This is a genomic window from Streptomyces sp. TAA204 (genome assembly GCF_000424965.1).
Window position 1 is genome coordinate 68,112 of sequence record NZ_AUKW01000021.1, and the last position, 26,171, is coordinate 94,282.

The window sequence follows — 26,171 nt, forward strand, 5'->3', positions numbered from 1 at the left end:
TTTGAAACCGACCGCCGACGTCAGCGGTGAGGCCACGACGCTGGACAAGCGCGTGACCTCCCTCGACGACGCCATCCGGGCCATGGCCGAAACCCGCGACTTCGGCAAGCACACGAAGCTGCGACGGGTCCTGGAAGCATTGCGCCGGGTACTCATGCAGCCGGGCGGCCCCGCGGCGGTCCAGGCCAGGGCGCAGGCCATCGAGGAAGCCGGGGTGTTCCAGGAGACGGACTGGGCGTCACCGGAGATCCTGATCCCGTCGCTGGTCGGCCCGAGCCTGCACAGCGGAGCCGCGGACACCGTCGTCATGGAGGCGACCAGTGAGCTGCGGATACTCGCCGTCGCCCGCGGCGACTTCGCGCATCCGACGCTGTCCGCCGAGGACGCCCGCCACTTCCTGTCCCAGGTACTGGCGACGAACCTGGAGCTGCTGTTCACTCCGCCCAGCGAGGCCGAGCGAATCCAGCAGGGCAGGACCGCACAGCTCATCCGGGACCTGTTCCGGCACCTCGCCGACGAGATCGGTTACGACAGCGTCCTGGACAATCTGGTCGACGAGGTGTGGCGGATCCTGCGCCAGCGTCCGATCCAGGTCGAGGCGGTGAAGTCGCTGATCACCCGGATCGCGGTCTACCGCGACGACCCGGACGTCGCTCTCGGCGTGACGTCCGGGCAGGGCATCGACCGGCTCATCACGAGCCTGTTCGGGACCACCGAGGCGTGCCGGGAGGACCCGGGCATCGACGTCTTCCGCTCCCGGCTCGAGGCGATGGACGCCGGCGGCCTGCAGTACGAGGCCACGGGGTTCGCCCGGGCGATGCACGACACCGGCCTGGTGTCGCCGTACCACGCGGAGCTGCTCCGGTTCCTCCTGCGCGAGAGCGACTACCTCGTCGGTGAGGCGCTCGGGCTGTCCGACACCGGCCGGAACTGCCTGCTTCGCTACAGCCAACTGGTGCACCGGCTGATCGAAGTGGCCGTGCACCCGCAGACCGCGCAGAGCATCTACGGGCTGGCGCTGCTGCTCGACCGCGGCATCCTCTACGAGCCGCCGGTGGTGCCCGCGCTGTGGCGCCAGCTGGCGCTCGAACTCACCCCGGTCGCCCGGGAGCAGCTGACGACGGTTTTCGGCGACGAGCCGGGGCCGCAGGCGCGGCTGGCCGCGGGGGTGCTCTCGATGCTGGGCCAGCCGCTCGGCGTCGGTCAGGGCGACAACCCCACCTGCCAGTCGGCCCGCGCGCTGTCCATGTGGTCCTACAACGACCCGGACTACCTGCTGCAAATGGTCGCCTGGGCGGCCCGCGACGACGAGATCCTCATGCACTTCGAGGGCCAGCCGATCTCGTCGAAGGACAGCGCGGCCGGAGTCGCGAGCACGCTGCCGATGGACCTGGACCCCGTGTCACTGCTCGTCGTCCCCCACCTGGACCGTATCTACGCCGAGATGGGGCGGCGCTGCGCCACGCGCCCGGAGGACCCGCACCGTTGGGTCAATCCCGAGTTCCACGGCTGGTGGGCTGCCCGCGGATTCCACATCAACGTCGACGTCGCGACCGGAAACCTGGTCGACCTCGACGGATTCCTGCGGCAGTTCCACGCCGGCTACCACCCGTCCTACAACGGCGAACAGCCGCTGATCCATCCGCAGCCCGCCGGCGTCGCCGTCACCGACAGCGCGGCGCGCTACGTCGGCTGGCACGCGATCACGATCCTGCGGGTCGCACCGGACCCACAGGAAGTCATGCGGGTGTACTTCTTCAACCCGAACAACGACAGCGGCCAGGACTGGGGCGACGGCGTCGTCGTCTCCACCGCGGGCAACGGCGAGCGGTTCGGCGAGGCTTCACTGCCGTTCGACCAGTTCGCCTCGCGGCTCTACATCTTCCACGCCGACCCGCTCGAGCGCGGCGAACCGGAGCGGGTGCCCGCCGAAGACGTCGCGCGGATCATCGGCTACATCGAGCGCAGCTGGGGCAACGACCGGCTGTCCGCGGGGACGCTGCAAGCCCTCGAAGGCCCGCGCCCCTGTGAACCCACTGGGTGACCCGTAGCCGCAACCGCAGATCGACCGTTCGTCGGACTATGTCACCTCCGGTGAAGCCAGGGGCGCATGCGGTGTGACAGGACCGCGCTACGCCGCCGTGGCGGTCGGCCGGGCCTCCTGCTCGAAGCCGTCCAGGTCGATGCTGCGCGCACTCGCGTACTTGTCGCGGTCGAGGATCTTCTCCCGGGCGGAGAGCAGCACCGGTACGACCGACTGCCCGGCGACGTTCGTCGGCGCACCCCGACTATGCATGTTGGCCGGTGCGGTTGACCGACTGAGGGGGCATGTCATGGTCAAGCCCAGGCGAGTGGGGAGCTACGTCCGCATCAGCAAGGACCGCAAGGGGCAGGAGTTGGGCATCCAGCGCCAGGAGAAGGCGTGCCGTGAGCTCCGTGAGCGCTTGGGCCGGAGCGTACTGAAGGTCTATCCCGAGAACGACACGTCCGCGTCGACCACGGCCAAGAAGCAGCGGCCCATGTACACGCAGATGCTGCGCGACGCCCGGGAAGGGTGACACCTTCCCTGCGCCACCGGCCCGGAAGACCAATGGTTCAACACAGGTTTCAGCCGCAGGCAGGTGCGGAGGGAGGTGCCCTGTCACGGTCTCGTCGCCGTGCAGCAACAAGACGTGGTCCGTGCCGCTCACCTGCCAGAGTGGGCCGGGGGCAGGGGTAAATCGGCGCCAGAGGGGCGAGTTGACCTCTGGCAGGCGAGCACGTGCTCTCGCAGGCCGGGGCGCACCCTCCCCGGCACCTGTGGCAGGCAGTGGACGAAATTTCCGGTACTCAGAGTCACAACAGCGAGCGTTAGGCTACTCAGACGCTCAGAACGAGGATGCGCGCGCCCGGCATCAGGGGCGCTCGATGCCAGGAGGTTGTTTGTGGTGAGGGCGTTGGAGCCGGGGGATCCGCGTTCCGTCGGGGATTACCGGTTATCGAATCGTCTGGGCGCGGGTGGCATGGGCCAGGTCTTCCTCGGGATGTCACCAGGTGGCAGGCAGGTCGCGGTGAAGGTGGTGCATGCCGAGCTGGTGCAGCAGCCGGAATTCCGTTCCCGGTTCCGCCGGGAGGTTCTGGCCAACCGGCTGGTGAGCGGGGCATACACGGCCCCGGTGATCGACGCGGACGCCCACGCGCCCACTCCGTACCTGGTCACCAGCTATGTCCCCGGACCGTCACTCCAGCAAACCGTCGCCGACCTGGGGTCGCTGCCTCCACAAACGGTGATCGCGCTCGCGGCGGCACTGGCCGAAGCCCTGATCTCGATCCACTACGCGGGCCTCGTACACCGCGATCTCAAGCCCTCCAACGTGCTGCTCGCCGAGGACGGACCGCGGGTCATCGACTTCGGCGTCGCGCGTATTGACGAAGCCAGCAAGATCACCAGAACGGGCATGATGATCGGCTCCCCGGGGTTCATGTCTCCCGAGCAGGTCAATGGCTCAGAGATCACCCCGGCCAGTGATGTCTTCTCCCTCGGGGCGGTTCTGGCCTACGCGGCTACCGGCAGCAATCCGTTCGGCGAAGGCCCGGCCCACGCGTTGGGATACCGAGCCGTCTACACGGAACCCGACCTCGAGGCCGTCAAGTCGCCCGTCCTGCGCAGCCTCATCGCCGAGTGCCTGGCCAAGACCCCCGAAGAGCGCCCCGACCCCAAGGACATCCTCACCCGCACAAGCTTGGGCGGCGGACTGACCACCCTCCTCGACAGCGAAGCCTGGCAGCCCGCTGCCGACCGCGTCCGCGCCTCCGACCAGGCGGTCGCCAACGTCGAAACGGTCACTCGGAACGCTACTGAGTTCGTCGATGCTCCGGCGAATTCAGCACCCTCGACAGAGCCATGTCCGAAGCCGCGAAAACGCCCCGCTCGGCGCAAGGTACTGATTTCCGCTTTGGTCGCCACCGCCATCGCCGTGGGGGTACCGACCGGCCTCTATCTCAGTCGCGACGGGCAGGACACCGAAAAGGGTGATTCCCAGTCGCACAATCAAGGTCCGGACCCCATCGGTGCCTGGCCGCTCGACGAACGGTCGAAAGCCGCCGACAGCATCGGCAACAACGACGGAGCGACGTACAGGGTGCGCTGGGGAGAAGGGGACGGCGGAGCCGCCCTGTTCGACAGCCGGAGCGACGTCGTCATCCCTGACAGGGTCGTCAGTACGGGGCCGGGCAGGAAGTTCACCGTCTCCGCGTGGGTGTACCTCCGCAGGAAGCCCGGCTCGTTCGCCACCGCTGTCAGCCAGCTCGCGGGAGACACCAGCAACTTCTTCCTGCGGTACTCGTCCACTGATGGCCGCTGGGCCTTCGCAGACCGAAGTGGCGGTGCGACGTCACACGACCATCCCGAGATTTCGACCTGGACCCACCTCGTCGGCGTGCGTGAGGGCGGTGAACTGCACCTCTATGTCAACGGGGTCGAGCAGCGGTCCCACAAGGCAGCGCGCCCCGCTGTCGGAACTCCCGCCGACAAGCTGTTCATCGGCCGTGCCCATGGCGCCGACGGCAAGGCCAGAGAATGGTTTCCGGGCAGCATCAAGGACGTCCAAGTCTTCAACAAGGCGCTCTCCCCCGATCAGATCAAGATCCTCACGAAACAGAATGGAGAATGACCGCCTGAACCGGAGGTGACGACACGGCGCGGGAACACGGCAATTTCACAAACTTCAGGACAGCCACGCCAGTTGGCGGGCCGTGTTTGCCAGGACGCGCGCTACGCCGCCACGGCCGCCGGTTGCGCATCCCGTTCCGGGTCGAAGGAGTCCAGGTCGAAGCTGCGGACCCCCGCGAACTTGTCGCGGTCCAGGATCTTCTCGCGCGCCGACACCATCACCGGGATCACCGACTGCCCGGCGACGTTCGTCGCCGTCCTCATCATGTCCAGGATCGGGTCGACCGCCAGCAGCAGGCCCACCCCGGCCAGCGGCAGCCCCAGTGTGGACAGTGTGAGCGTCAGCATGACGGTGGCACCCGTCAGTCCCGCGGTGGCGGCGGAGCCGATGACGGAGACGACGACGATCAGCAGGTACTCGCGCAGGCCGAGTTCGATGCCGTAGAAGTCGCCGATGAAGATGGCGGCGATCGCCGGGTAGACCGAGGCGCAGCCGTCCATCTTGGTCGTCGCGCCGAAGGGCACCGCGAAGGACGCGTACTCCCGCGGTACGCCCAGCCGTTCCGTGACTCTCTGCGTGACGGGCATCGTCCCCACCGACGAGCGGGAGACGAAGGCCAGTTGGAGGGCCGGCCAGGCGCCGCGGAAGAACTGCAGGGGGTTGACCTTGGCGACGGTGGCCAGGAGCAGCGGGTAGACGCCGAAGAGGACGACGGCGCAGCCGATGTAGATGTCCGCGGTGAAGGTGGCGTACTGGCCGAGCAGTTCCCAGCCGTAGTCCTTGATCGCGGTGCCGATGAGTCCGACGGTGCCGACGGGGGCGAGCCGGATGATCCACCACAGTGCCTTCTGCAGCAGTGCGAGCACGGCCTCGCCGAAGGTGAGCAGCGGTGCGGCCTTCTCGCCGAGCTTGAGGGCGGCGACACCGACGACGACGGCCATGAAGACGATCTGCAGCACCTGCAGTTCGGTGAACGGCGTGATGATGTCGGTCGGGATGATGCCGGTGAGGAAGTCCAGCCACGATCCGGACTCCTCCGGCTTTGCGGCGTCGTCGGCGGAGAGTCCGGTGCCCGATCCGGGCCGGGTGAGCAGCCCGATGGCGAGGCCGATCGCCACCGCGATCAGCGAGGTGGCCATGAACCACAGCAGGGTCCTGGTGGCGAGGCGGGCGGCGTTGGCCACGTTGCGCAGGTTCGTGATGGAGATGGTGATCGCAAAGAAGACGAGCGGGGCGACGGCCAGCTTCAGGAGCTGTACGAATATCTCGCCGGTCTTGGTCAGGGCCGTCCCCAGCCAGGCGATGTCACCGCTGCGCGCGATCCAGCCCAGCAGGACGCCGAGGGCGAGGCCCGCCAGGATCTGCGCCCAGAAGGGGAACCTGGATATCCGCGGCCGCTCCGGCGCCGCGGGGGCGTCGGCGGAGGAGCCGGAGGACTCGGAGGGCGTCTTCGAGGAGGTCTCGGAGGGCGCGTCGGAGGACGAGGTCACGGTCGGCTCCCGCTCGGCGTTGGGACTTCGGCTTCCCCGGGAGGCTTCCCGTCGGGGATTACGACGACCCAGAACGTCCACCGCGGCGGCGGCCATTCCCGCACGAAGGCGGCAGGGGGTGTGACGGCCCTTACAGGCGGGACGTGACGTGCGAGGAAACGGACGCGGCCGGCGCCCGGCGGCGTCAGGTCGCGCCGTCCTCCTGCCGCTGGTTGGCGGCGAGCCGCTCCTTGGCCCTGTCCACACCGCCGACGATCTGCTCCGACATGGCCTCGCGCTGCCTGCGCAGCAGTACGAAGCTGAGCGGGGCCGAGATCACGAGCGCCATCAGTACGACCCAGAGCGGGTTCGACCTGCCGATGCCTTCGGGGATGATCCCGGCGTACGCCAGCACGGCGACGAGGACGAGGCAGCCGACGAAGACGCCGGCCCGCATGAGGGTGTAACGGAGCGTTGCGTGCGACTTGCTGCTCACGGGTTCTTCTCCGGACTTCTTCGTCGGTACGGCCTCGCGCCGCCCGTGCCCTCTCCGGATGCGCAGTGGATGCGCGCGTGGCACGGGACGGCTCGCGATCCAGTCAAACACAGCGCCGGGAGCGATCATCCCGGGCCCTCGTCCGGGGCCCGCTCACCGTGCAGTCAGGTGAGTGAGAGCCAGAGGATCACGTCGTCCCTGAGGTCGCCGTCGGCGACCTTGATCGCGTCCGGGAGGCGCCCGACCTCGCGGTAGCCGCAGCTGAGGTAGAAGCCCTCCAGGCCGAGACCGCCCCGGCACGTGAGCCGCAGGCCGGTGATGCCGTCCATGCCCCGCGCCTCCTTCTCGACGGCCGCCATCAGCTCGCGTCCGTACCCCTTGCCCTGGAGGCCGGGGTGGACCATCACCGTGTAGACGGTGCACCAGTGGCGCTTGAGCCGGTGGGAATTGAGGGTCAGGAACGCGCCGGCGGCGACCGTCCCCTGTTCGTCGCGGCCGACGATCATCCGTGTGCGTCCCGCGTCGACGGCGGCGAGGTGGTTCATCAGGTCGGGACGTATGTCCTCGGCCGTCGCGGGAGGTACGAAGCCGACCGCGCCGCCGGCATTGGTGACGTCCATCCACAACGAGCACAGCCCATCGCGCAGTTCACGCGTGATCGACGGGTCGAGTTCGTAGGTCAGAGGCATGCTGCCGACCCTAGCGCAGGGCAATCGTCCGGCCCCTTTCCCGATGCTCTGTTCGGCTTGATGGGAACGAGTGGATGTGCGCTAGTCAGTGAAAAAGGAAAGATGACCGGCGTGCCGCCCGATTTTCGATGATCGCCTTTGTAAAGGTCGCTCTGTTTCGTGACGGGAGGCGGAGTCATCCATGGTGAACAAGAGGAAAGCTGCTGCGCGCGGTCTGTGGTCCGCGGTGCTGTGCACGGCGGCGACGGTGTCGCTGTCCGCGCCGTCAGCCCCCGCGTCGGGCGCGGAGGACGGGGAATCGGTTCCCGTTTCCGGCCAGGCGCTCAAGGAGCGCTACCACGCCGTGCAGAAGGGCGGAATCGCCAGCGCGGCCAATTCGTCGATCACCTGCCGTGAAGCGGTGGGGGGAGCGGCGTCGTGCGGATCCGTTCAGAAGGGGGCGGCGGGCCGGAACAGCGACTACAAGATGTTCTACTCCGACGTCGACAAGGACCCCAACACCTACAACTCGACCCGGGCGGCACTGCGGATGCCGGAGAATTCCCGGGTCAGTTACGCCCGGCTCTACTGGGGCGGCAATCTCCGCGTCGGAGAGGTCAAACCGGCCAAGGACAACGGCCGCGTGCTGGTCGCCGAGCCCGGCGGCTCCTACCGGCAGGTCAAGGCCGACACGGTGAGCACGCACCGCCGCAGCGACGGCGCGGACGCGTACCAGTCGTCCGCGAACGTGACGTCCCTGGTGCGGAACAGCGGCCCCGGGACGTACACCGTGGCGCAGCTGAATGTGGCGATGGGCAACTCCAAGGCCGGAGCCTGGGGCGGCTGGACTCTCGTCGTCGCGTACGAGAACGAGAAGTCGCCGCTGCGGCAGCTCAGCGTCTGGGACGGTTTCGCCCCCTCGGGCGACGACTCGAAGAGCCTCCCGGTCGCCGGACGCCAGGCGAAATTCGCGCCCGGCGCGAAGGGCTCCGTCGGTGTCGTGGGCTATGACGGTGACCGCGGTTCCGGGAAGGAGTCGTTCACTCTCGCCGCGAACAAGCGGGCCGGTACACCGCTTTCGAATTCGGCGAACCCCCGGGGCGACACGTTCAATTCGACGATCACCGACCGGGGCCGCCAGGTTTCCGGCCGGGTCCCCGGCCACCGGAACACGCTCGGATACGACTCCGACGTCTTCGACGCGCAGCAGGCACTGCGCTCCGGCGGAAACCGTCTCCTTTTCCGCTTCTCGTCCGGCGGCGACGACTATCTGCTGGGCGCCCTCTTCTCGCAGGTCGAAACACGCCGCTGAAACGACCCCCGCCTGAGATCTGTCCGGTAGTGACGTTGAGGAGACGTTCGGGTGCTTCCACAGCGCAGTGAGGGAACGGGCCGGCTCACGGTCCTTCACCTGGCACAGCCGGTCGAAGGCGGGGTGGCGAGGGCCCTGACCGATCTGGTCGGGGCCCAGGCACGGCAAGGCGTCCGCGCCGTCGTGGCCTGTCCGGAGGGCGGCAGCCTGAGCGGACGGGCCGCGGCGGCGGGCGCGGAGGTGGAGCGCTGGGACGCGGTACGCGAGATCGGGCCGCGGGCAGCGGCCGAGACACGGCGGGCGTACGAACTGATCAGACGGGTGGACCCCGACGTGGTGCACGCGCACAGTGCGAAGGCCGGGCTGGCCGCCCGCCTCGCGCTGCGCGGCCGCGTCCCCACGGTGTTCCAGCCGCACGCGTGGTCCTTCGAGGCCGTCGAGGGACGCACCGCCCGACTCGCCCGTGCCTGGGAGCGCTGGGCGGCACGGTGGACGGACCGGGTGCTGTGTGTGAGCGAGGCCGAGCGCCGTACGGGAGAACAGGCCGGTATCCCCGCACGCTGGGCCGTCGTGCACAACGGGGTGGACTTCGACGCCTTCGACGCCTTCGAAGCCGGAGCGCGGCCCTCCTCGTACGCGGGGTCCGTGGCGCCCGCCGGAGAGGAGGCGGCGGCCCGCGAGCGCGCCGCGTCCCGTGCCGCGCTTCCGGCACTGCGGGCGGTACCGGAGGGCGCCCCTTTGGTGGTGTGCGTGGGGCGTCTCTGTCCGCAGAAGGGGCAGCGCACGCTGCTGGAGACCTGGTCCCGTGTCGCCGCCCGTGTACCGGACGCCTGGCTCGCCCTGGTCGGTGACGGCCCGGACGGGCGGGAGCTGCGCGCGGCGGCACCGGAGAGAGTGCTCTTCGCGGGGGCGAGCGCCCAGGTGGAGCGGTGGTACACCGCCGCGGACCTGACGGTGCTGCCGTCCCACTGGGAGGGCATGGCCCTCACCCCGCTGGAGGCGATGGCCTGCGGCCGGCCCGTGGTGCTCACGGACGTGGGCGGTGCCCGCGAATGTCTCCCGCCGGGTGCGGAGGAGCTCTGCCTCGTGCCGCCCTCCGACCCGGAGGCGCTGGCCGCCGCGCTCACGCATCTGCTGAAGGACCAGGGCCTGCGGGACTTCCTGGGTGAGGCGGCACGCAAGCACGTGCGCGCCGAGTTCGACGTACGGCAGACGGCGGCGTCCGTACTGCGTCTGTACGGCGAGCTCCTCGGCACCCCGGCCCTCGGCACGAGCGACGAGCAGGCGGCACGATGACGGCGGACAGCACCGACGAGCGGTCCCACGGCGCCGGCGTGGCGACCCGGCCGGCCGCCGGGGCGAACATCACCGTCCCTCCCCCCAAGACGTCGCAGGAACGGGCGGTTCCCTCCTCGGTGAACGTCCTGCGCCTCCGGCGCAACCGGCTGAGGCACCGGCACCGCGGCGCGGCAGCGCTGGCCTCCGCCGATGTGGCGGCCTCGGCGGCCGTCGTACTCGCACCGGGCGCCGGGAGCGCGGACCCGCTGCTGCTCGTCTCCGTCCTCTGCGGCGTCCTGGCCCTGAACGCGCGTGCCGGGCTGTACCGGCCCGGCCTGCAGGCCCACGCGCTGGACGAACTGCCGGCTCTGACGGCACGCGTGGCGGCGGCCTGGTGCGTGGCCACCGCGATCCTGGCCGCCTTCGAGCGGGCGGCCGCACTGCACTGGCCGGCTCTGCTGGCCGCGGTCTCGGTCAACGCCGCGCTCGCCGGTACGGCACGCGCCCTCGTGCACGGAGTGCGGCGCTCCAGGGCACGGCGGAGGCCCCGTGCCGCGCTCGTCGTCGGCAGCGGGAAGCTGGCGCGTACGGTCGCGGGGGTCTTCGCGGAGCACCGCCAGTACGGGCTGCGGCCCGTCGGCTTCGTCGACCTCGGTGCCGCGCGCTCCGAGGCCGTCCCCGCGGACGCCGACGGCCAGGACGACGAGACCGGGTCCGATGACGGCGCCGGTGACAGGGCCGCTGACGGGGCCGGTGACAGGGCCGCTGACAGGGCCGCTGACAGGCCAGGCCTGGCGCCGCTGCCGGTGGTCACCCTGCTGGAGGACGTGACCAGGGCGGTCATACAGAACACGGTCCGCGACGTGGTCTTCCTGTACTCGCCATGGGAGCAGTCGCAGAACGCGCTGCTGGCACGGCTGCTGAGCGAGCAGGGCGTGGCCGGGTGGCTGGTACGGCCCGGCTGCGCCGTCGGCGTCCACGGGACGCACGGCTCAGGGCCCGCCCACGTGTGGGGCTTCTCGTGCCGGCGCCTGTCCCTGGAGTGCCCCGGCTCCGGCTGGAGCTGGCGCAAACGGCTGCTCGACCTGGCCCTGGTCACTCCGGCTCTGGTGTTCGCGGCGCCGGTGCTGGCCGGGTGCGCGCTGGCCGTACGGTTCTCCGACGGGCCCGGCGTGATCTTCCGTCAGGAACGGGTCGGACTGGGCGGAGGCCCGTTCACGCTGCTGAAGTTCCGTACGATCCGGCCCGCCGACGAACGCGAGTCGGCGACGCTGTGGAGCGTCGCCGGCGACGAGAGGATGAGCGCGGTCGGCAGCCTGCTGCGCCGGACGTCGCTGGATGAGCTTCCCCAGCTCTGGAACGTGCTGCGCGGCGACATGAGCCTGGTCGGCCCGCGGCCCGAACGTCCCTACTTCGTGCAGCAGTTCAGCAAGGAACTGCCCGGTTACGCCCGACGTCACCGGTCGCCCGTCGGCATCACCGGGCTCGCGCAGGTGCACGGGCTGCGCGGCAACACCTCCATCGAGGACCGTGCCCGCTTCGACAACCACTACATCGAGACATGGTCGGTGTGGCAGGACGTGCGGATCATGGTCCGGACCGTGACGTCGTTCTTCCGCCTCGAAGGGCGGTGAGCGCCGTGACAGCCGTACTGCCCGAGAGCCGCCGTCCGCCGCTCGACGACGGGCCCCGACTGCCGCAGCGGGCCCGTCTCCCGGACGGGACGGCCCCGACCGGCCCGAGACCGCGCTCGTCCTGGACGGGCAGCAGGCACAGGCGGTTCTGGAGGCACTGGGCCCCGATGGTGCCCGTCGCCGCCACGCTGCTGACGCTGTGCGTGCCCCTCCAGACCGGCGACGCCAACTCTTCGGGCAAGGTCACCGCCGCAGACGCGGCCTCACTGGTGCTGGTGGTGTGGTGCCTGCTGAGGCTGCTGCGCGGACGCGGCGGCCGGCTCACGCCGAGGGCGGCGCTGGTGCTCGGGGCACCGGCCTTGGCTCTCGCCGTGGCCACCGCCGCGTCCGCCGATCCGTCCGCGAGCATGCCCGGGTTCGTGCGGGGCCTGCAGATCTTCGTACTGGTACCCGGGGCAGTGCTTCTGCTGCTGCGCGACACCCGGGACTGCCGGATGCTGTGCGGGGTCTTCGTACTGGTCGCGCTGGTCCAGGGGGCCGTGGGCGTCGCACAGAACCTCACGGGCACCGGCGCCTCGTACATGGGCCAGGACATCCGTGCTGTGGGCACCTTCGGCGCGAGCGACGTGATGGGGATGTCCACGGTGGTCTCCTACGGGCTTGTCGCTGCGCTGGCGCTGTGCCTGGCCGATCCCCGCGACAGCCCCCGGTGGCTGCGCCGGGGCGCACTGTGCAGCACGGCGGCGCTCGTGGTGCCGCTGGTCCTCTCCTACAGCAGAGGGGCGTGGATCGCCACGGCCGCCGCGTGCGCCGTCGTGCTGCTGCTGGCCGCGCCGCGCAAGGCGCTGCTCGGACTTCTCGCGCTGACCGCCGCCACGGTGGTGCTGGCCGGGGGCTTCGGCGTCGGCTCCTCGATGATCGAGGAACGCCTCGGCAGCATCGTCGACGTCAACTCCGCGCCGGACAGGTCCGTCAACGACCGCTACAGCCTCTGGTCCGCCGCCACGAAGATCTGGCTGAAGGAACCGGCCACGGGCGTGGGACCGAGGAACTTCGCCACGCACCGCGACGGGCACGCCCCCATCGGCCTCTCCTCCGGCAGCGACACCGCGGGCGCGGGCAGCGGCTTCTCGAAGGAACCGCTGCTCTCGCCGCACAACCAGTACCTGCTCGTGCTCAGCGAGCAGGGCCTGGTCGGCGGAGTGGCCTTCGTGGGCGGCGGTGCCGTACTCGCGGGGGGCGGCCTGCGGCGGCTGAACGCGGCGCGGCGTGCGGCGGGCCGCGCGGGTACCACCGCCCGGCCGGGTGCGGGGGACTGCGGACTCGTCGCTGTCGGACTGGTCGTCTGGCAGGGCGTCGACTTCCTCTACGCCGACACCGGCGGGCCCTCGACCGTGGCCACCGCCATGGTTCTGGGCACGGTGGCCTGGTGGGCGCTCGCCCCCTCCGCCTCTCCCCCGGCCTCTCCCTCCCCATCGGCGGCGGGGGCCACGGGGGCCGCAGCGCCCGGGGTGTCCTGGGCGGAGGGAGCGGACGGGGCGGACGGGGCGGACGGGGCAGACAGTTCGGGCAGGACGACCGGCGAGGCACCCCGCCCATGACGGAGACGCATGCCTCCCCCGCTCCGCACGGCGCACCGCCGTCCGCCGGGAAGGGCGGCGGCCCCCCTCCGCTGGGCAGGTTCCTGGCACGGGCGGCCCTCATCACCGCCGCGTTCACGGCGGCGGGCGCCTTCTTCGGACTGGTGCGCGACCAGGCAATCGCGGGCCTCTTCGGCGCCGACGCCGCGACCGACGCGTTCCTGATCGCCTGGACGGTCCCGGAACTGGCCTCGACGCTGCTGATCGAGGACGCGATGGCTCTCATCCTCGTCCCCGCCTTCAGCCTGGCCCTCTCCCACCGGGCGGCGGCCCGTGAGCGTCCGGAGGAGGAGGGCCCGCCGCCCGGACCCGACCCGGTGTGGGGCGTGGTGACGGCGACGCTGCCGCGCCTGGCCCTGGGGCTCGCCACTGCCGCCGCCGCCTTGGTGTTCGCCGCCCCGCTGCTGGTGCGCGCGCTGGCACCGGGACTGCCGGACGCGCGTACGGCCGTCGACTGCATGCGGCTGACGTCGCTGACCGTGGTGACGTTCGGCCTCGCCGGGTACTTCAGCGCCGCGCTGCGCGCGCACCGCCGCTTCGTCGCACCCGCCGCGATCTACGTCGCCTACAACGTCGCGATCATCGCCGTCATGTTCACCGGGCACTCCGCCTGGGGGGTGCGGGCCGCCGCCGTGGGCGTCGCGGTCGGGGGGCTGCTGATGGTGCTCGTCCAGCTCCCCTCCTTTCTCGCCCGGTTGCCCGGCCGCGAAGGCCGGCGCTCCGCACGGGCCTCCCGCCGGCCGGCCGGCGGAGGCGGGGCGGGAAAGCGCGTCGCCCTGCTGGGCTTCGGGATGCTCGCGCCGGTCGCGGTCTTCGCCCTGACGCGTCAGGGCCAGGTGCTCCTCGAACGCTTCCTGGCCGCACCGCTGCCCGCCGGCGCCATCTCGCACCTCAACTACGCGCAGAAGGTCGCGCAGATGCCGATGGTGCTCTCCCTCATGGTGTGCACCGTCACCTTCCCCGTCGTCGCCCGCGCCATGGCCGACGGGGACCGGCTGCGCGCGCGGCGGCGCGTGGAGCGCGACCTCGCGCTGGTGGGGATCGTCGTGCTGCTGGGGGCCGCCTACGTCACCGCCTGTGCCCCGCAGATCATCCAGCTCCTCTTCCAGCGGGGCGCCTTCGACGCCCAGGACACGGCGGACACGGCATCCGTGATGCGGGTCTACTGCTGCGGCCTGCTCGGACACAGCATGGTCGGCGCCCTGGTGCGTCCCTTCTTCTCCGGCGCCCGGCCGACGTGGTACCCGGCCGCGGCAATGGGCGCCGGGCTGGCCGTCACCGTGATCGCCGGTGCGTTCGCGGTGCGCCACTGGGGTGTTCACGGCATCGCCGCCGCCAACGCCGTGGGGATCACCACCGCGGCGCTGCTGCTCCTGCACGGGCTGGGCGCCCGCGTGGTCGCCATCGACGTCCGCCGCGTGGCGGCCGGACTGGCCCGGCTCCTGCTCGCCGGTGCCGCCGCCGCGGCGGCGGGCTGGGCCTCGGCCCGGATCGTCCCCGAACCGCTGGCCGCGGCCCTGGCCGGCGGAGTGACCGTGCTCGTCGTCTTCGCGTCCGTGGCTCATCTCGTACGGGCGCCGGAAGTGCCGCAGCTGTTCGCCACCGTCAAACGAAGGCTCGCCCATGTCCACTGAGTTCCGTACCCGTCTGCCCGCCCTGCCCCTCCCCGGGCCCCAGCGCCGGGTGCCCGCTCCGGCCGCCGCGCGGACGCCCGTCCCCCGGCCCTCCACCGCGTCCGTCGGTTCGCAGCGGCGACGGCCGCCCTGGGTGCTGATGTACCACTCGGTCTCGAGCTGCGCCGACGACCCGTACCGGATCACCGTCTCCCCGTACCGTCTCGACAGGCAGCTCCGGTGGCTGCGCGACCGCGGACTGTCGGGTGTGAGCGTCGGTGAGCTGCTGCGCGCCCGCGCGGCGGGCCGCGGAGAAGGGCTCGTCGGGCTCACCTTCGACGACGGCTACGCGGACTTCGTGGACACCGCCCTGCCGCTGCTGCGCAGACACGGCTGCACGGCCACCGTCTTCGTGCTGCCGGGCCGGCTGGGCGGTGACAACGCATGGGACGAACTGGGCCCGCGCAAGCCGCTGCTGAGCGCCGACGGCATCCGCACGGCGGCGGACGAGGGGATGGAGGTCGGCTCGCACGGTCTGCTGCACACCGACCTGACCACGGCCGACGACGCCACGCTGGAGCGCGAGACGCGGCACAGCCGCACCCTCCTCGCCGACATCACCGGCACCGCGCCGGACGGCTTCTGCTATCCCTACGGAACGGTCGACGCGCGCGCCGTCGAAGCCGTGCGCGCCGCCGGTTACGGCTACGCCTGCGCCATCGACCCGGGTGCCCTCACCGGGGTGCACGCCCTGCCGCGGGTGCACATCGACGCCTCCGACACGTCCGTGCGGATGTTCCTCAAGCGGGCGCTGCACCCGCTGCGCCGCAAACCCGTGCCGCGTACGGCTGCTCCGGGAGGGGCGGGGGACGGCATCCGTGCGGGTACCGGTGACGGCGCCGGAACGGAAGCCGTACCCGCGAACGGCACTCCGGCGAACGGCGCTCCGACTGAAGGCGTTCCGGCTGAAGGCGAAGGTGGCGGGGCCCGATGAAGGTCGCGCACATCATCACCGGGCTCGGAGTCGGCGGCGCGGAGCAGCAGTTGCGGCTGATGCTCCGGCACCTGCCGGTACGCTGCGACGTCTTCACCCTGACCGAGCCGGGTGCCGTCGCCGAAGGCATCCTCGCCGACGGCCGACGCGTCACCCATCTGGGCATGACCGGCAATCTCGACGCCACCGTCATGCCGCTGCTCGTCCATCTGCTGCGGGGCGGTGGATACGACCTCGTCCACACCCATCTCTACCGCGCCTGCCTGTACGGACGTCTCGCCGCGCGGCTTGCGGGCGTGGGCGCCGTCGTCGCCACCGAGCACTCGCTCGGCCACAAAGCGATCGAGGGACGGCGGATCAACCCCGGGGTACGCGCCCTGTATCTGGCGGCCGAGCGGCTCGGTTCGGCCACGGTCGCCGTGTCCGACACCGTCGCGCATCGGCTGCGGCGCTGGGGCGTCCCGGCGTCACGCGTGCACACGGTGCCCAACGGCATCGAGGCCCGGCGCTTCCGCTTCGATCCCTCTGCGCGCGCCGCCACGCGTGCACGGCTCTCCATCCCGGACGACGCCTTCGTGGTGGGCGGCGTGGGAAGGCTCGTGCCCGGCAAGCACTTCGAGACGCTCGTACGGGCCGTCGCCATGCTGCCCGGCGTGCGCCTGCTGCTCGCGGGTGACGGGCCGGAGCGCGCCACGCTGCGGGAGATCGCCGCCGGGCTGGGAGCGGGGGACCGCGTCCATCTGCTCGGCGAGTGCGACGGGCCGGTCGGCTCGCCCGGCGACGGCTCGTGGGAGATCCCCGAACTGCTCGCCGCCATGGATGTCTTCGTCTCCCCCTCGTCCGAGGAGTCGTTCGGGCTGGCCGTGCTCGAAGCGCTCGCCTCGGGCCTGCCCGCCCTGTACGTCACCTGCCCGGCGGTCGAGGACCTGCCGCCGGGCGGGACGCCGGGGGCGCGGCGCATCGGTACGGGCCTGCCCGAACTCATCGCGACGCTGCGGGAGTACGAGCACACCGGCGCCGTACGGATGCCCGTGCCGCCCGTCGTGGACCGCTACGACATCGTCCGCAGCGCGGAGCGGCTGATGTCCCTCTACAGCGCCGTGACCCGCACACCGCAACTGACCGCACCGGCGCCGCCGGCGGCGGCTTTCGCGCCGGTGCCGTCGTCCGTACCCCTGACAACGAGGTGAGTTCTGCCATGCCCGAAGCCGCACAGGGAACAGCCGAGTCCCCGACCGCGGACAGCCCGACGTCCGAGGGCGCCACTCGCACGTCCGAGCCGGAGCACACCGCGGGCGCCACGGTGCCGGAGAAGGACACCGGCAGCGACAAGGAGACCGGTGCCGGCACCGCAGCCGTGGCGCGGACGGCCACGGCTGACGAGGAGGAGCCGGACGCCCCCTCGGACGCTGGGCCGGAAGCCCCCTCGGAGGCAGTGCCGGACGCCCCCTCGGACGCCGGGCCCGGCGAGCCCGACACCGAGGCCGGGACCGCCACCGAGCCGGCCGCTCCCCGTCCGCGCAGGCTCAGGCGCGGCCGGTCCCGCTCCCGCGAGCGCAAGGCCAAGCCCGGCCGGACCCGGGACCGCAACCGCAACCGCACCCGCACCCGCACCCGCACCCGCACCCGCGGCAGGTTCAGGGCCCTGCTGCGTCGCGTGCCCCGCTGGTGGCCCCTGCCGCTGTGCCTCGTGCTCGGCGGTGCCGGGGGTGCTGCCTACTCCATGACGACCCCGCCGCAGTACGCCGCCATCAGCTATGTCGTCGTCTCACCCTCCGGCCAGTCGGAGGCATCGGGGGCTCTCGGCTACGCACAGGCGTACGGCAAGATCGCCACCGACCCGGTGGTCCTGGCCGAGGCGGAGTCCGACGCCGGGCAGCGCAGCAGCGCGCTCCGCGACAGCATCGAGGCCAGCACCTCGCCCGATGCCCCGATGGTTCAGATCACCGCCACCTCCGCCCGGCCCGCACAGGCGGCGAAGAACGCCGACGCCGTGGCGAAGGCGCTCGCCCACACGGCGAAGCAGTCCGTGAAGAGGACCGGTGCCAGGCTGACCGTCCTCTCCGACGCCGTGGCGCCGGGGGCGCCGGTCTCGCCCTCCTCCAGGGTCGCCGTCGCCGTGGGCGCGTGCGCGGGCGGGCTGATCGGCGGGCTCGTACTCCTCGCACGTCCGCAGCGGAGTCGCCGCCCGTCCGTGCCGGACACCGCCGTACCCGGCACGCCACCCCCGGCGCAGTCCGGTTCCGGACGTGCGGAGAGCGACAGCGACGCCCGTACGGAGACGGCATGACGGCCACGGCAGTGGCCCCGGAAGAGGCGGCGGTCCGGATCTGCCGCGACCCGGCGGAGTTCGGCTCCCTGGCCGCGCAGTGGGAAACGCTGCGCGGGAGGTGCCGTCCGGCCACGGCCTTCCAGAGCCACGCCTGGCTGCACTCCTGGTGGCTGTCGTACGGCAGGCCCGGCCGGCTCCGTGTCGTACTGGTGCGCAGGGACGGCGAACTGGTCGCCGCCGCGCCGATGATGCTCGTCCACCGTCCGCTGCCCACGCTGGTCCCGCTCGGCGGCGGCATCACCGACTTCTGCGACGTCCTGCTGGACGACGACTGCCCGCAGGCGCACTCCGCGCTTGCCGGGGCCCTGTACCGGGCGGCACGCGGTGCGGTGATCGACCTGCGCGAGGTGCGTCCCGGCGCGGCGGCCGAGCGGCTGTACGAGGCGTGGCCGGGACCGCGGCGGCGTCTGCGGGACTCGGTCTGCCTGGAGCTGCCCGGTGTCCCGATGGACGCCCTGCTGGAGCGGCTTCCGTCCGCGAGCGCCAAGCGGACCCGCCGGAAGCTGAAGAAGATCGACAAGATGGGCATCCGGGAGCGCGCGGTTCCGCCCTCGGAGGCGGTCGCTGCCGTACGGACGATGCTGCGCCTGCACGAACTCCAGTGGGAGGGCCGCGGGGTGACTCCCGAACATCTGCACCCGCGCTTCCGCGAGCATCTGGAGCGCAGCGTGAAGGCGCTGGCGGAGGGCGGCGCCGCTTCCCTGACCGAGTACCGGATGGGTGAGGAGACCGTCGCGTCCGACATCACCTTCACCTCGCAGGACATGGTGTGCGGCTACCTCTACGGCGCCCACCCCCGGCTGCGCGCAGAGAGGGTCGACATCACCACGATGCTGCTGCGGCACGACGCGACCTTCGCCGCGCGCAGCGGACGCGGAACGCTCAACCTGCTGCGCGGCACCGAACCGCACAAACTCCGGTGGCAGCCGGAGTCCGTCGCCAATCAGCGTCTGGTGCTGGCCCGCCGTGAACTGGCGCCCGCGCTGGGTCTGCACACTGCGAAGATCGCCGGCAGGGCTCTCGCGGCCGGGATGGTGCGCCAGCGGTCCGAGGGCGGACGGGGGTGGCGCAGCCGCACCGGTGTCCGCAAGGCCGGTGCCGGCGGGGCGCGGAACACGGAGGGAGCGGACGGGGCGGAGTGAGCAGACGGAGGGGGCGGGGCGGACGGAGGCAGGGCAGGCAGGCAGGCAGGGCGGACGGGGCGGCACAGTGAGCGCTCCGCCGCCCGCGGAGCCTCAGCGCCGGGTCACCAGTCGGGCAGCAGGTCGTCGTAGGGGATGCAGTCGTCGGCGACCTTGAAGCAGTCCTCGTCCCGTGGAGCTCTCGTGGGCGGCGCGGTGGGTGCGGGCGACGTCTGCGAGGGCGAAGGGGACGGAGAGGGTGAGGGTGCGGGGCTGCTGCCGGTGCGTCCGAAGAGCGCCGCACGGTACGCCTCCGCCGAGCCCGGGTTGTCCCGGCACTGCCACACGCCGTGCGGGCAGTAGTCGGTGATCGTCTGGTAGAGCGGCTTGTGCCGGTCGAACCATTCGAGCATCCGGTGGACGTACTCGGGATTGTCGCCGTTGCGGAAGAGTCCCCACTCCGGGTACGAGATGGCCTTGCGGTGCTCGGCGGCGAAATCCACCTGGGCCTGGAGGCCGTACGGTTCGCGCACGTGGTCCTCGAAGGACCGGCCGGCGGGCTGGTCATAGGTGTCCATGCCGATGATGTCGACGACGTCGTCGCCGGGGTAGCACTCGGGCCAGGGGATCGCGTCCAGGCCGCGGGCGGGTGTGAAGTCGAACCGGAACCGCTGGCCGGGCACCGACCGCATCATGTCGACGATGCTGCGCCAGTACCGCTTCCACGCCTGCGGGTCCGGCCCGCAACGGTGGCTGTACGTCGTGCCGTTCATCTCCCAGCCGAGCACGATCACCGTGTCGGGGGCCTTCATCCGCACCAGTCGCTCGGCGAGTGTGCGGTAGTGCTTGTCGAAGCGGCCCGACGCACCGGCGCGCAGCAGCTTCTGCACCTCGTCGTCGCCGAGGTTCTCCTCGTTGCGCTCCAGCATCGGCACGTTGAGTACGAACAGACGGTCGCGCTGACCCCGGCGCCACTCCGTCCAGGGTTCGAGGAATCGCGGCTGTCCCTCGATGTTGGACCACAAATCACCGGGCAGATAAGTATGACCGACTCTCAGGTCTGATCCGCCGAGCCACTTCTTCAGCCCCTCGATGGCCCTCACTCCCCGCGCGTCGGAGCGGAGGAATGCCCCCACCGGAGGCAGCGGGGCCGCGCTCGGCGCGGTCGCCGGAGCCGAGGGGGACGGGGCCTGCGGGCCGGTGCTCGCCTCGGCCGGAGCGGCGGGCCGGATGAGGGACTCGGGCCTGAACTCCGGCAGTCCCGGAATGACGGTGCAGGACGCCAGGAGCCCGGCGGCGAGGAATCCGCCGCAAACTGCTTTGAATGCGCGGCCTTTCGGGCGCCCCATCTTTCCTCCAGGTCTGTCGACGACAGCTGTCGTCGCGAAACACGCTTTCCAGACCTCACCCCCAAGAACGGTGCAGTGCGATCTGATAGCCCAATGGATAGATTTTCTCCCCTTTTGTCTCATTCATGACGCAAGGACATACCCATGCCGCTGTTCGACACGGACGTCCCCGTTCTCTTCGTCCGGCTCGACCCCAACCCGTTCCACCACGGAACGCTGGGGGCGCTGCGGTCCCTCGGCCGTGCGGGGATCGAGGTGCACCTCCTCGCGGAGCCGGCGGGAGGCCCGGTCAGCCGCTGCCGGTATCTGCACCGGGTGCACGCCCTTCCGTCCCGCGAGCAGCCGGAGACGCGGCGCGAGGGGGAGCTGGAGGGGGTACTGCTGCGCGTCTCGGAATCGGTCGGAAGACCGGCGGTGCTCATCGCACTGGACGACCGCAGTGCCATCGAAGTCGCCGCGCTCGCCGGGCGGCTGGCAGGCCGGTATCTGCTGCCGGAGATGGCGCCCGGTGTCCCGGGCCGCGTCGCCGACAAGGCGGAACTCTCCCTGCTCTGCCGCGACACGGGCATCGCGCACCCCACCACGGTGGCGCCCGGCTCCCCCGCCGAAGCCGCCCGTGAGGCCACGGCGCTGGGTCTGCCCGTGATCGCGAAGTGGAGCCGGCCCTGGCTGCTGCCCAGTGGCATGCGCAGCACGACCCTCGTACGGACGCCCGCGGACGCGTACCGGCTGTGCGAGCGCAGTGCTCTGGCCGGAAGCCAACTGCTGCTGCAGCGCCTCCTCCCGGGAGGGCGCGGCACCGACTGGTTCTTCCACGGGTACGCGGCCGGAGGGAGCGTCCTGCTCGCGGGCGGAGCCGGGCGCAAGGAGCGGTCCTGGCCGCCTCGTACCGGGCTCACCGCGGTCGGCACATGGCTCGCCAACCGCGAGGTGGAGGAGGCTGCGGCACGCCTCGCGGCAGCGGTGGGCTACCGCGGCGTCCTCGACCTCGACTTCAGGCTGGACACCGAGACCGGCGCGTACCACCTGCTGGACTTCAACCCGCGGCCCGGTGCCCAGTTCCGGCTGTTCACGGACGAGTCGGGGCTGGACGTCGTACGCGCCCAGCACCTCCACCTGACCGGGCGGACCGTTCCGCAGCAGCGCGGCGGCCCCGGCCGGGTCTTCGTCGCCGAGAACTACGCGCTGCTCTCCGCGATGGCCACCGGCGTGCCACCTCTGCGCGCCGGAGGGGACGGGGGCCGCGAACCGGAGCGGCCCGCCGCCCGGGAGACCCGCCGTGTGCGCGGTGAGGACCGCGGACCGGTGGAGCGCGCCTGGTTCGCCGCGGACGACCCGGTTCCGTTCTTCGCCATGGCGGGCGCCTGGCTCCTGCGCTGCGCAGGAAAGTTCTGGCCGCGCCCCGGGCCGTCACGGCCCCGCACCCTCCCGGGATCAAGCCCGGGGCCGCCGGCCGCACCGCATTCCCGCACCCCTCGTGACGAGCGATCAGTCAGTGATCAGAGAGAAGGAAACGCATGTACGACCTCGTAGTGGTGGGCGCAGGCCCCTACGGCCTCTCCATCGCCTCGCACGCTGCCGCCGCCGGACTCAACCTGCGCGTCCTCGGACGGCCCATGGCCTCGTGGCGCGACCACATGCCCCAGGGCATGTTCCTCAAGTCCGAGCCCTGGTCCTCCAACCTCTCCGACCCGGCCGGCACCCACACACTGGCCGCGTACTGCGCGTCACGCGGCATCACCGTCGAGCACGGACGCCCGCTGTCCATCGGCACGTTCACCGAGTACGGACAGTGGTTCGGCACCAGGGCCACCCCGGTCGCCGACGAGCAGACGGTGACCTCCGTCGTTCCCTGCGCCCGCGGATTCCGCGTCGAGACCGCCGAGGGCGAGGTGCTGGTGACACGGACGGTCGTCGTCGCCGTCGGCGTCATGCCGTTCGTGCACAAGCCCGGTCCGCTGCGCAAACTCCCCTTCGAACTCGCCTCGCACAGCAGCCAGCACCGCGAACTGTCCAAGTTCAAGGGCAAGGACGTCACGGTGGTCGGCGCCGGACAGGCGGCGCTGGAGACGGCGGCGCTGCTCGCCGAGGAGGGAGCGCACGTACGGGTCGTCGCCCGCGCCGACCGCGTCAACTGGAACTCGCCTCCACAGCCGCTCCAGCGCTCCGCGCTGCGTGCGCTGCGCGACCCGCACAGCGGGCTGGGCACCGGCTGGCCGAGCTGGGCATGGTCGGAGTTGCCGTGGGCCGTGCGCAAGCTCCCGGCGAGCCTCCGGCTGCACATCGCCCGTAACGCGCTCGGGCCGGCCGGCGCGTGGTGGCTGCGCGACAGGTTCGAGTTCGCCGTGCCGGTGCTGCTGAGCAGCCGTCTGCACTCCGCGGAGCTGGTGCGGGACCAGGTGCGGCTCCGCCTGGAGTCGGCCGACGGTGCCGTGCGGACGGTCGAGACGGATCACGTCGTGGCCGCCACGGGCTTCACACCCCGGCTGTCGCGGCTGCGGATGCTGGACGAGCCGGTACGCCGCATCCTGCACCGGGTGGGCACGAGCGACGCCCCGGAGCTGAACGCGCGCTTCGAGTCCTCCCACCCCGGGCTGTTCTTCGCCGGGCTGCTGACCGCGCCCGCCTTCGGCCCGTCGATGCGCTTCGTGCACGGCGCCACCTTCACCGCGTCCCGGCTGGTCCAGGGCGTGCAGCGGCGGCTGGCCGAACCGCGGCTGGCGACCGTGCCGCACGCGGCGCGCTCCCGGACCGCCACCGAGGAGAAGGCGGCCGCACACCTCGCCGGGCAGGCCGTGCCCGGGCCGGGCACGAGCCCGTCAGACGCCGAGCACCCGGGAAGCAGCCGACCTCAGCGGGCCTGAGTGAGAACACGGCACCGCCGGGCACACACGGTCCCGGCGGTGTGCGTGGTCCGTCCTCGTGCGTCAGATACGCATCGGTTGGGGCGCCTCGCGGCGCTCCGGGTCCGGGCCGTCGTACTCACGCAGGATCTCGTAGCGCGTGTTGCGCTCGACCGGCTGGAAGCCCGCGTCGCGGATCAGGTCGAGCAGGTCCTCGCGGGTGAGCTTGTCGGGGGTGCCGTAGTTGTCGGCGTCGTGAGTGATCTTGTACTCGACGACCGAACCGTCCATGTCGTCCGCGCCGTGCTGGAGCGCGAGCTGGGCGGTCTGCACTCCGTGCATGACCCAGAAGACCTTCACGTGCGGCACGTTGTCGAACAGCAGACGGGAGACGGCGAAGGTCTTCAGCGCCTCCGCGCCCGAGGCCATGGTGGTGCGCGCCTGGAGCCGGTTGCGCACCTTGCCGTCCTGCATGTCGACGAAGTCGTGCTGGTAGCGCAGCGGGATGAAGACCTGGAAGCCGCCTGTCTCGTCCTGCAGTTCACGCAGGCGCAGCACGTGGTCGACGCGGTGACGCGGCTCCTCGATGTGCCCGTACAGCATCGTGGAGGGCGTCTTGAGCCCCTTCTGGTGTGCGAGGCGGTGGATGCGCGACCAGTCCTCCCAGTGGGTGTCGTGGTCGACGATGTGCTGCCGCACCTCCCAGTCGAAGATCTCGGCACCGCCGCCCGTCAGCGACTCCAGGCCCGATTCGATCAGGACGTCGAGGATCTCGCCGGCGTCCATCCCGGAGATCTTCTCGAAGTGCTGGATCTCCGTGGCGGTGAACGCCTTCAGCGACACGCTCTCGGGCAGCGCCTCCTTGAGCGCGCTGAGCGAGCGCGGGTAGTAGCGCCAGGGCAGCGTCGGGTGGAGGCCGTTGACGATGTGCAGCTCGGTGAGGTTCTCGCCCTCCATGGCCTTGGCGAGCTTCACCGCCTCCTCGATGCGCATCGTGTACGCGTCCTTCTCGCCGGGCTTGCGCTGGAAGGAGCAGTACGCGCACGAGGCCGTGCACACGTTCGTCATGTTGAGGTGGCGGTTGATGTTGAAGTGAACGACGTCGCCGTTCTTGCGCGTTCGCACCTCGTGGGCGAGACCGCCGAGCCACGCCAGGTCGTCGCACGCGTAGAGGGCGAGGCCGTCCTCGCGCGTCAGCCGCTCACCTGCGCTGACCTTCTCCTCGAGTTCGCGCTTGAGTCCAGCGTCCATGCGTCGCCCTCCTGGGATGTCTGCTTCGAGCGCCTTGTGGAGCCTACTCCCCGCCTGTGCGGGGCGGGGGACCGGTGTGGTCCGCTCAGGTCTCCTGGGGAAGTTCACCGACCCGGTTCTCCCACTTCGTGGACAGCACGACGGTCGTGCGCGTACGGGAGACGCCCTTGGTACCGGAGAGCCGCTGGATGAGGGCCTCCAGGGCGTCCACGTCCGAGGCGCGCGCCTTGAGCATGTAGGAGTCGTCGCCGGCGATGAACCAGCAGTCCTCGACCTCGCTCAGGTCGCGCAGCCGTCCCGCCACCTCGTCGTGGTCGGTGGCGTCGGTGAGCTGGATGCCGATGAGCGCCGTGACTCCCAGACCGAGGGAGCGTGCGTCGACCGTCGCACGGTAGCCGGTGATCACACCGGCGGTCTCGAGCCGGTTGATGCGGTCGGTGACACTCGGGCCGGAGAGTCCGACGAGCCTGCCCAGCTCGGCGTAGGAGGCCCTGCCGTTCTCACGCAGCGCCTGAATGAGCTGCCTGTCCACCGCGTCCATGGGTCCTGGTGCCTTCCGTTGCCGAATGCTCGGGGTCTCCCCGCTGAAGGTGGGGGAAGCGTGGCTCCGTCATTTCTCCGGTAACGAATCTAAGGCATGGGGCCCGCTCGCCCTCAGACACCTCTCCCCAAGCGCCCGAGAGGGCATGCCGGCGGCCGCGCTCCCCGTGCGCTCCGGCGCACGCCCGCCCCCGGCTTCCGGGGACGAGGCCCACGCGTACGCTCGACGGCGTGACCGCAACGACCGACCGCCGCCCCTGGGTCGTCGGCGTCTCCGGCGCCTCGGGAACGCCGTACGCCGCCGCCGTGCTCCGCGCGCTGCTGCACGCCGGGGAGGACGTGGACCTCATCGTCAGCCGGGCCGCACGGCTGACGATCCTCGACGAGACCGGGCACCCCTTCCGCGACGGTCACGCCCAGGAGGACCTGCGACGCTGGCTCTCCCGTGGCGCCGACGGCGCCGCCGACGCCTTCGACCCGGACGTCTCGGCCGTACGCCACTGGCCCGCCGGTGACCTCGCCGCGGGCCCGTCCTCCGGCTCGTACCGCGTGAAGGGGATGCTGATCGTCCCGGCGAGCACCGCCTGTGTCGCCGGAGTCGCCCTCGGTCTCTCCAAGGACCTGCTGCAGCGCGCGGCCTCAGTCACGCTCAAGGAACGGCGTCCCCTCGTCGTCGCCGTACGGGAGACACCGCTGCACGGGCAGACGCTCAGACACCTGGTCTCGCTCGACGACGCGGGCGCGGTCGTACTGCCGGCGTCGCCCGCCTTCTACGCGGGCGGCAGCACCGCCCAGCACCTCGTCGACTTCGTCGCGGGCCGCGCGCTGGACTCCGCGGGTGTACCGCACAAGCTCTACCGGCGCTGGGAAGGCGAGTTGGGGGACCCCGACCGCCGCCCCTGACAGGGTGCGAGTGCGACCGGAGCCCGGGGCCACGGGGTTCACGGGGCTCCTGGGGCCACCGGGGTTCCCGGGGCCG

At 71.5% G+C, this 26,171-nt stretch carries 21 protein-coding genes and 1 pseudogene; 15 read left to right on the plus strand and 7 right to left on the minus strand.

All coding sequences use genetic code 11. The features are described 5' to 3' along the window. Position 1: 1 nt before the first annotated feature. Positions 2 to 2,044 carry a hypothetical protein gene (locus H343_RS0121965; RefSeq protein WP_028432905.1) on the plus strand — a complete coding sequence of 681 codons (2,043 nt, stop codon included), beginning with the start codon at positions 2 to 4 and terminating at the stop codon, positions 2,042 to 2,044. A gap of 87 nt (positions 2,045 to 2,131) precedes the next feature. Here H343_RS0121965 and H343_RS35000 read toward each other — a convergent pair whose 3' ends face one another. Then, positions 2,132 to 2,296 carry a hypothetical protein gene (locus H343_RS35000; protein WP_486587005.1) on the minus strand — a complete coding sequence of 55 codons (165 nt, stop codon included), beginning with the start codon at positions 2,294 to 2,296 and terminating at the stop codon, positions 2,132 to 2,134. Between the two features lie 37 nt (positions 2,297 to 2,333). On the opposite strand from H343_RS35000, the gene H343_RS0121975 reads away from it, so the two are divergent. Together H343_RS0121975 and H343_RS0121980 are read left to right on the plus strand one after the other, a co-directional pair. Next, complete coding sequence (locus H343_RS0121975; RefSeq protein WP_028432906.1) at positions 2,334 to 2,558, plus strand: recombinase family protein; 225 nt, start codon at positions 2,334 to 2,336, stop codon at positions 2,556 to 2,558. 369 nt (positions 2,559 to 2,927) lie between these two features. Continuing rightward, complete coding sequence (locus tag H343_RS0121980) at positions 2,928 to 4,652, plus strand: protein kinase domain-containing protein (RefSeq protein ID WP_028432907.1); 1,725 nt, start codon at positions 2,928 to 2,930, stop codon at positions 4,650 to 4,652. Positions 4,653 to 4,753: 101 nt separating this feature from the next. On the opposite strand, the gene H343_RS0121985 is transcribed toward H343_RS0121980, so the two are convergent. The 3 genes from H343_RS0121985 to H343_RS0121995 form a co-directional block, all read right to left on the minus strand. After that, positions 4,754 to 6,142: a dicarboxylate/amino acid:cation symporter gene (locus tag H343_RS0121985; RefSeq protein ID WP_028432908.1), complete on the minus strand. Its 1,389-nt coding sequence runs from the start codon at positions 6,140 to 6,142 to the stop codon at positions 4,754 to 4,756. 184 nt (positions 6,143 to 6,326) lie between these two features. Then, positions 6,327 to 6,617 (minus strand): DUF4229 domain-containing protein, encoded by a 291-nt coding sequence (locus H343_RS34440; protein ID WP_028432909.1) that lies wholly within the window; start codon positions 6,615 to 6,617, stop codon positions 6,327 to 6,329. A gap of 164 nt (positions 6,618 to 6,781) precedes the next feature. Next, entirely contained in the window at positions 6,782 to 7,306 is a 525-nt protein-coding gene (locus H343_RS0121995; RefSeq protein ID WP_028432910.1) for a GNAT family N-acetyltransferase, read from the minus strand. 181 nt (positions 7,307 to 7,487) lie between these two features. On the opposite strand from H343_RS0121995, the gene H343_RS0122000 reads away from it, so the two are divergent. The 9 genes and pseudogenes from H343_RS0122000 (at position 7,488) to H343_RS32130 (ending at position 19,230) form a co-directional block, all read left to right on the plus strand. Then, positions 7,488 to 8,597: a DUF3344 domain-containing protein gene (locus H343_RS0122000; RefSeq protein ID WP_051265721.1), complete on the plus strand. Its 1,110-nt coding sequence runs from the start codon at positions 7,488 to 7,490 to the stop codon at positions 8,595 to 8,597. A 51-nt stretch (positions 8,598 to 8,648) separates the two neighbouring features. After that, positions 8,649 to 9,893, plus strand: a complete 1,245-nt coding sequence (locus tag H343_RS0122005; RefSeq protein WP_028432912.1) for a glycosyltransferase family 4 protein — start codon at positions 8,649 to 8,651, stop codon at positions 9,891 to 9,893. Then, positions 9,890 to 11,509 carry a sugar transferase gene (locus H343_RS32105; protein ID WP_078506011.1) on the plus strand — a complete coding sequence of 540 codons (1,620 nt, stop codon included), beginning with the start codon at positions 9,890 to 9,892 and terminating at the stop codon, positions 11,507 to 11,509. Before H343_RS0122005 ends, H343_RS32105 begins: the two co-directional genes overlap by 4 nt. Positions 11,510 to 11,676: 167 nt before the next feature. Next, positions 11,677 to 13,110: an O-antigen ligase family protein gene (locus H343_RS32110; RefSeq protein WP_051265723.1), complete on the plus strand. Its 1,434-nt coding sequence runs from the start codon at positions 11,677 to 11,679 to the stop codon at positions 13,108 to 13,110. Then, positions 13,107 to 14,783, plus strand: coding sequence for a lipid II flippase MurJ (locus H343_RS0122020; protein ID WP_037904660.1), 1,677 nt, complete (start codon positions 13,107 to 13,109; stop codon positions 14,781 to 14,783). Before H343_RS32110 ends, H343_RS0122020 begins: the two co-directional genes overlap by 4 nt. A 139-nt stretch (positions 14,784 to 14,922) precedes the next feature. Then, positions 14,923 to 15,600, plus strand: a pseudogene (locus H343_RS32115) (polysaccharide deacetylase family protein); the annotation flags it as partial. A gap of 152 nt (positions 15,601 to 15,752) precedes the next feature. Beyond that, positions 15,753 to 16,946, plus strand: a complete 1,194-nt coding sequence (locus tag H343_RS32120; RefSeq protein WP_037904662.1) for a glycosyltransferase — start codon at positions 15,753 to 15,755, stop codon at positions 16,944 to 16,946. 8 nt (positions 16,947 to 16,954) lie between these two features. Continuing rightward, on the plus strand, positions 16,955 to 18,046 hold the full coding sequence (locus tag H343_RS35655; RefSeq protein WP_051265725.1) for a hypothetical protein: 1,092 nt from the start codon (positions 16,955 to 16,957) through the stop codon (positions 18,044 to 18,046). Next, entirely contained in the window at positions 18,043 to 19,230 is a 1,188-nt protein-coding gene (locus tag H343_RS32130; protein WP_051265727.1) for a GNAT family N-acetyltransferase, read from the plus strand. The genes H343_RS35655 and H343_RS32130 overlap by 4 nt, the downstream gene beginning before the upstream one ends. 104 nt (positions 19,231 to 19,334) lie before the next feature. Here the strand turns inward: H343_RS32130 and H343_RS32135 are convergent, their stop codons facing one another. Beyond that, complete coding sequence (locus H343_RS32135; protein ID WP_051265730.1) at positions 19,335 to 20,558, minus strand: glycosyl hydrolase; 1,224 nt, start codon at positions 20,556 to 20,558, stop codon at positions 19,335 to 19,337. 144 nt (positions 20,559 to 20,702) lie between these two features. Between H343_RS32135 and H343_RS32140 the strand changes: the two genes are divergently transcribed. Together H343_RS32140 and H343_RS32145 are read left to right on the plus strand one after the other, a co-directional pair. Beyond that, positions 20,703 to 22,091, plus strand: coding sequence for a hypothetical protein (locus H343_RS32140; RefSeq protein ID WP_051265732.1), 1,389 nt, complete (start codon positions 20,703 to 20,705; stop codon positions 22,089 to 22,091). After that, a complete protein-coding gene (locus H343_RS32145; protein WP_051265734.1) occupies positions 22,076 to 23,422 on the plus strand; it encodes an NAD(P)-binding domain-containing protein in 1,347 nt (448 codons plus the stop codon). Before H343_RS32140 ends, H343_RS32145 begins: the two co-directional genes overlap by 16 nt. Positions 23,423 to 23,485: 63 nt before the next feature. Here H343_RS32145 and mqnE read toward each other — a convergent pair whose 3' ends face one another. Together mqnE and H343_RS0122065 are read right to left on the minus strand one after the other, a co-directional pair. Beyond that, entirely contained in the window at positions 23,486 to 24,652 is a 1,167-nt protein-coding gene (gene mqnE, locus H343_RS0122060; protein WP_028432914.1) for an aminofutalosine synthase MqnE, read from the minus strand. 85 nt (positions 24,653 to 24,737) lie between these two features. Further along, positions 24,738 to 25,193: an Lrp/AsnC family transcriptional regulator gene (locus tag H343_RS0122065; protein ID WP_028432915.1), complete on the minus strand. Its 456-nt coding sequence runs from the start codon at positions 25,191 to 25,193 to the stop codon at positions 24,738 to 24,740. A gap of 230 nt (positions 25,194 to 25,423) precedes the next feature. Here H343_RS0122065 and H343_RS0122070 point away from each other — a divergent pair, with 230 nt between their 5' ends. Then, complete coding sequence (locus H343_RS0122070; RefSeq protein ID WP_028432916.1) at positions 25,424 to 26,095, plus strand: UbiX family flavin prenyltransferase; 672 nt, start codon at positions 25,424 to 25,426, stop codon at positions 26,093 to 26,095. Positions 26,096 to 26,171: the final 76 nt, after the last annotated feature.

Coding starts and splice junctions, on each gene's coding strand:
- H343_RS35000 (WP_486587005.1), bottom strand. CDS start 2,296: ATGCATAGTCGGGGTGCGCCGACGAACGTCGCCGGGCAGTCGGTCGTA.
- H343_RS0121975 (WP_028432906.1), top strand. CDS start 2,334: ATGGTCAAGCCCAGGCGAGTGGGGAGCTACGTCCGCATCAGCAAGGAC.
- H343_RS0121995 (WP_028432910.1), bottom strand. CDS start 7,306: ATGCCTCTGACCTACGAACTCGACCCGTCGATCACGCGTGAACTGCGC.
- H343_RS0122000 (WP_051265721.1), top strand. CDS start 7,488: ATGGTGAACAAGAGGAAAGCTGCTGCGCGCGGTCTGTGGTCCGCGGTG.
- H343_RS32105 (WP_078506011.1), top strand. CDS start 9,890: ATGACGGCGGACAGCACCGACGAGCGGTCCCACGGCGCCGGCGTGGCG.
- H343_RS32110 (WP_051265723.1), top strand. CDS start 11,677: ATGGTGCCCGTCGCCGCCACGCTGCTGACGCTGTGCGTGCCCCTCCAG.
- H343_RS0122020 (WP_037904660.1), top strand. CDS start 13,107: ATGACGGAGACGCATGCCTCCCCCGCTCCGCACGGCGCACCGCCGTCC.
- H343_RS32120 (WP_037904662.1), top strand. CDS start 15,753: ATGAAGGTCGCGCACATCATCACCGGGCTCGGAGTCGGCGGCGCGGAG.
- H343_RS35655 (WP_051265725.1), top strand. CDS start 16,955: ATGCCCGAAGCCGCACAGGGAACAGCCGAGTCCCCGACCGCGGACAGC.
- H343_RS32130 (WP_051265727.1), top strand. CDS start 18,043: ATGACGGCCACGGCAGTGGCCCCGGAAGAGGCGGCGGTCCGGATCTGC.
- H343_RS32135 (WP_051265730.1), bottom strand. CDS start 20,558: ATGGGGCGCCCGAAAGGCCGCGCATTCAAAGCAGTTTGCGGCGGATTC.
- H343_RS32140 (WP_051265732.1), top strand. CDS start 20,703: ATGCCGCTGTTCGACACGGACGTCCCCGTTCTCTTCGTCCGGCTCGAC.
- H343_RS32145 (WP_051265734.1), top strand. CDS start 22,076: ATGTACGACCTCGTAGTGGTGGGCGCAGGCCCCTACGGCCTCTCCATC.
- mqnE (WP_028432914.1), bottom strand. CDS start 24,652: ATGGACGCTGGACTCAAGCGCGAACTCGAGGAGAAGGTCAGCGCAGGT.
- H343_RS0122065 (WP_028432915.1), bottom strand. CDS start 25,193: ATGGACGCGGTGGACAGGCAGCTCATTCAGGCGCTGCGTGAGAACGGC.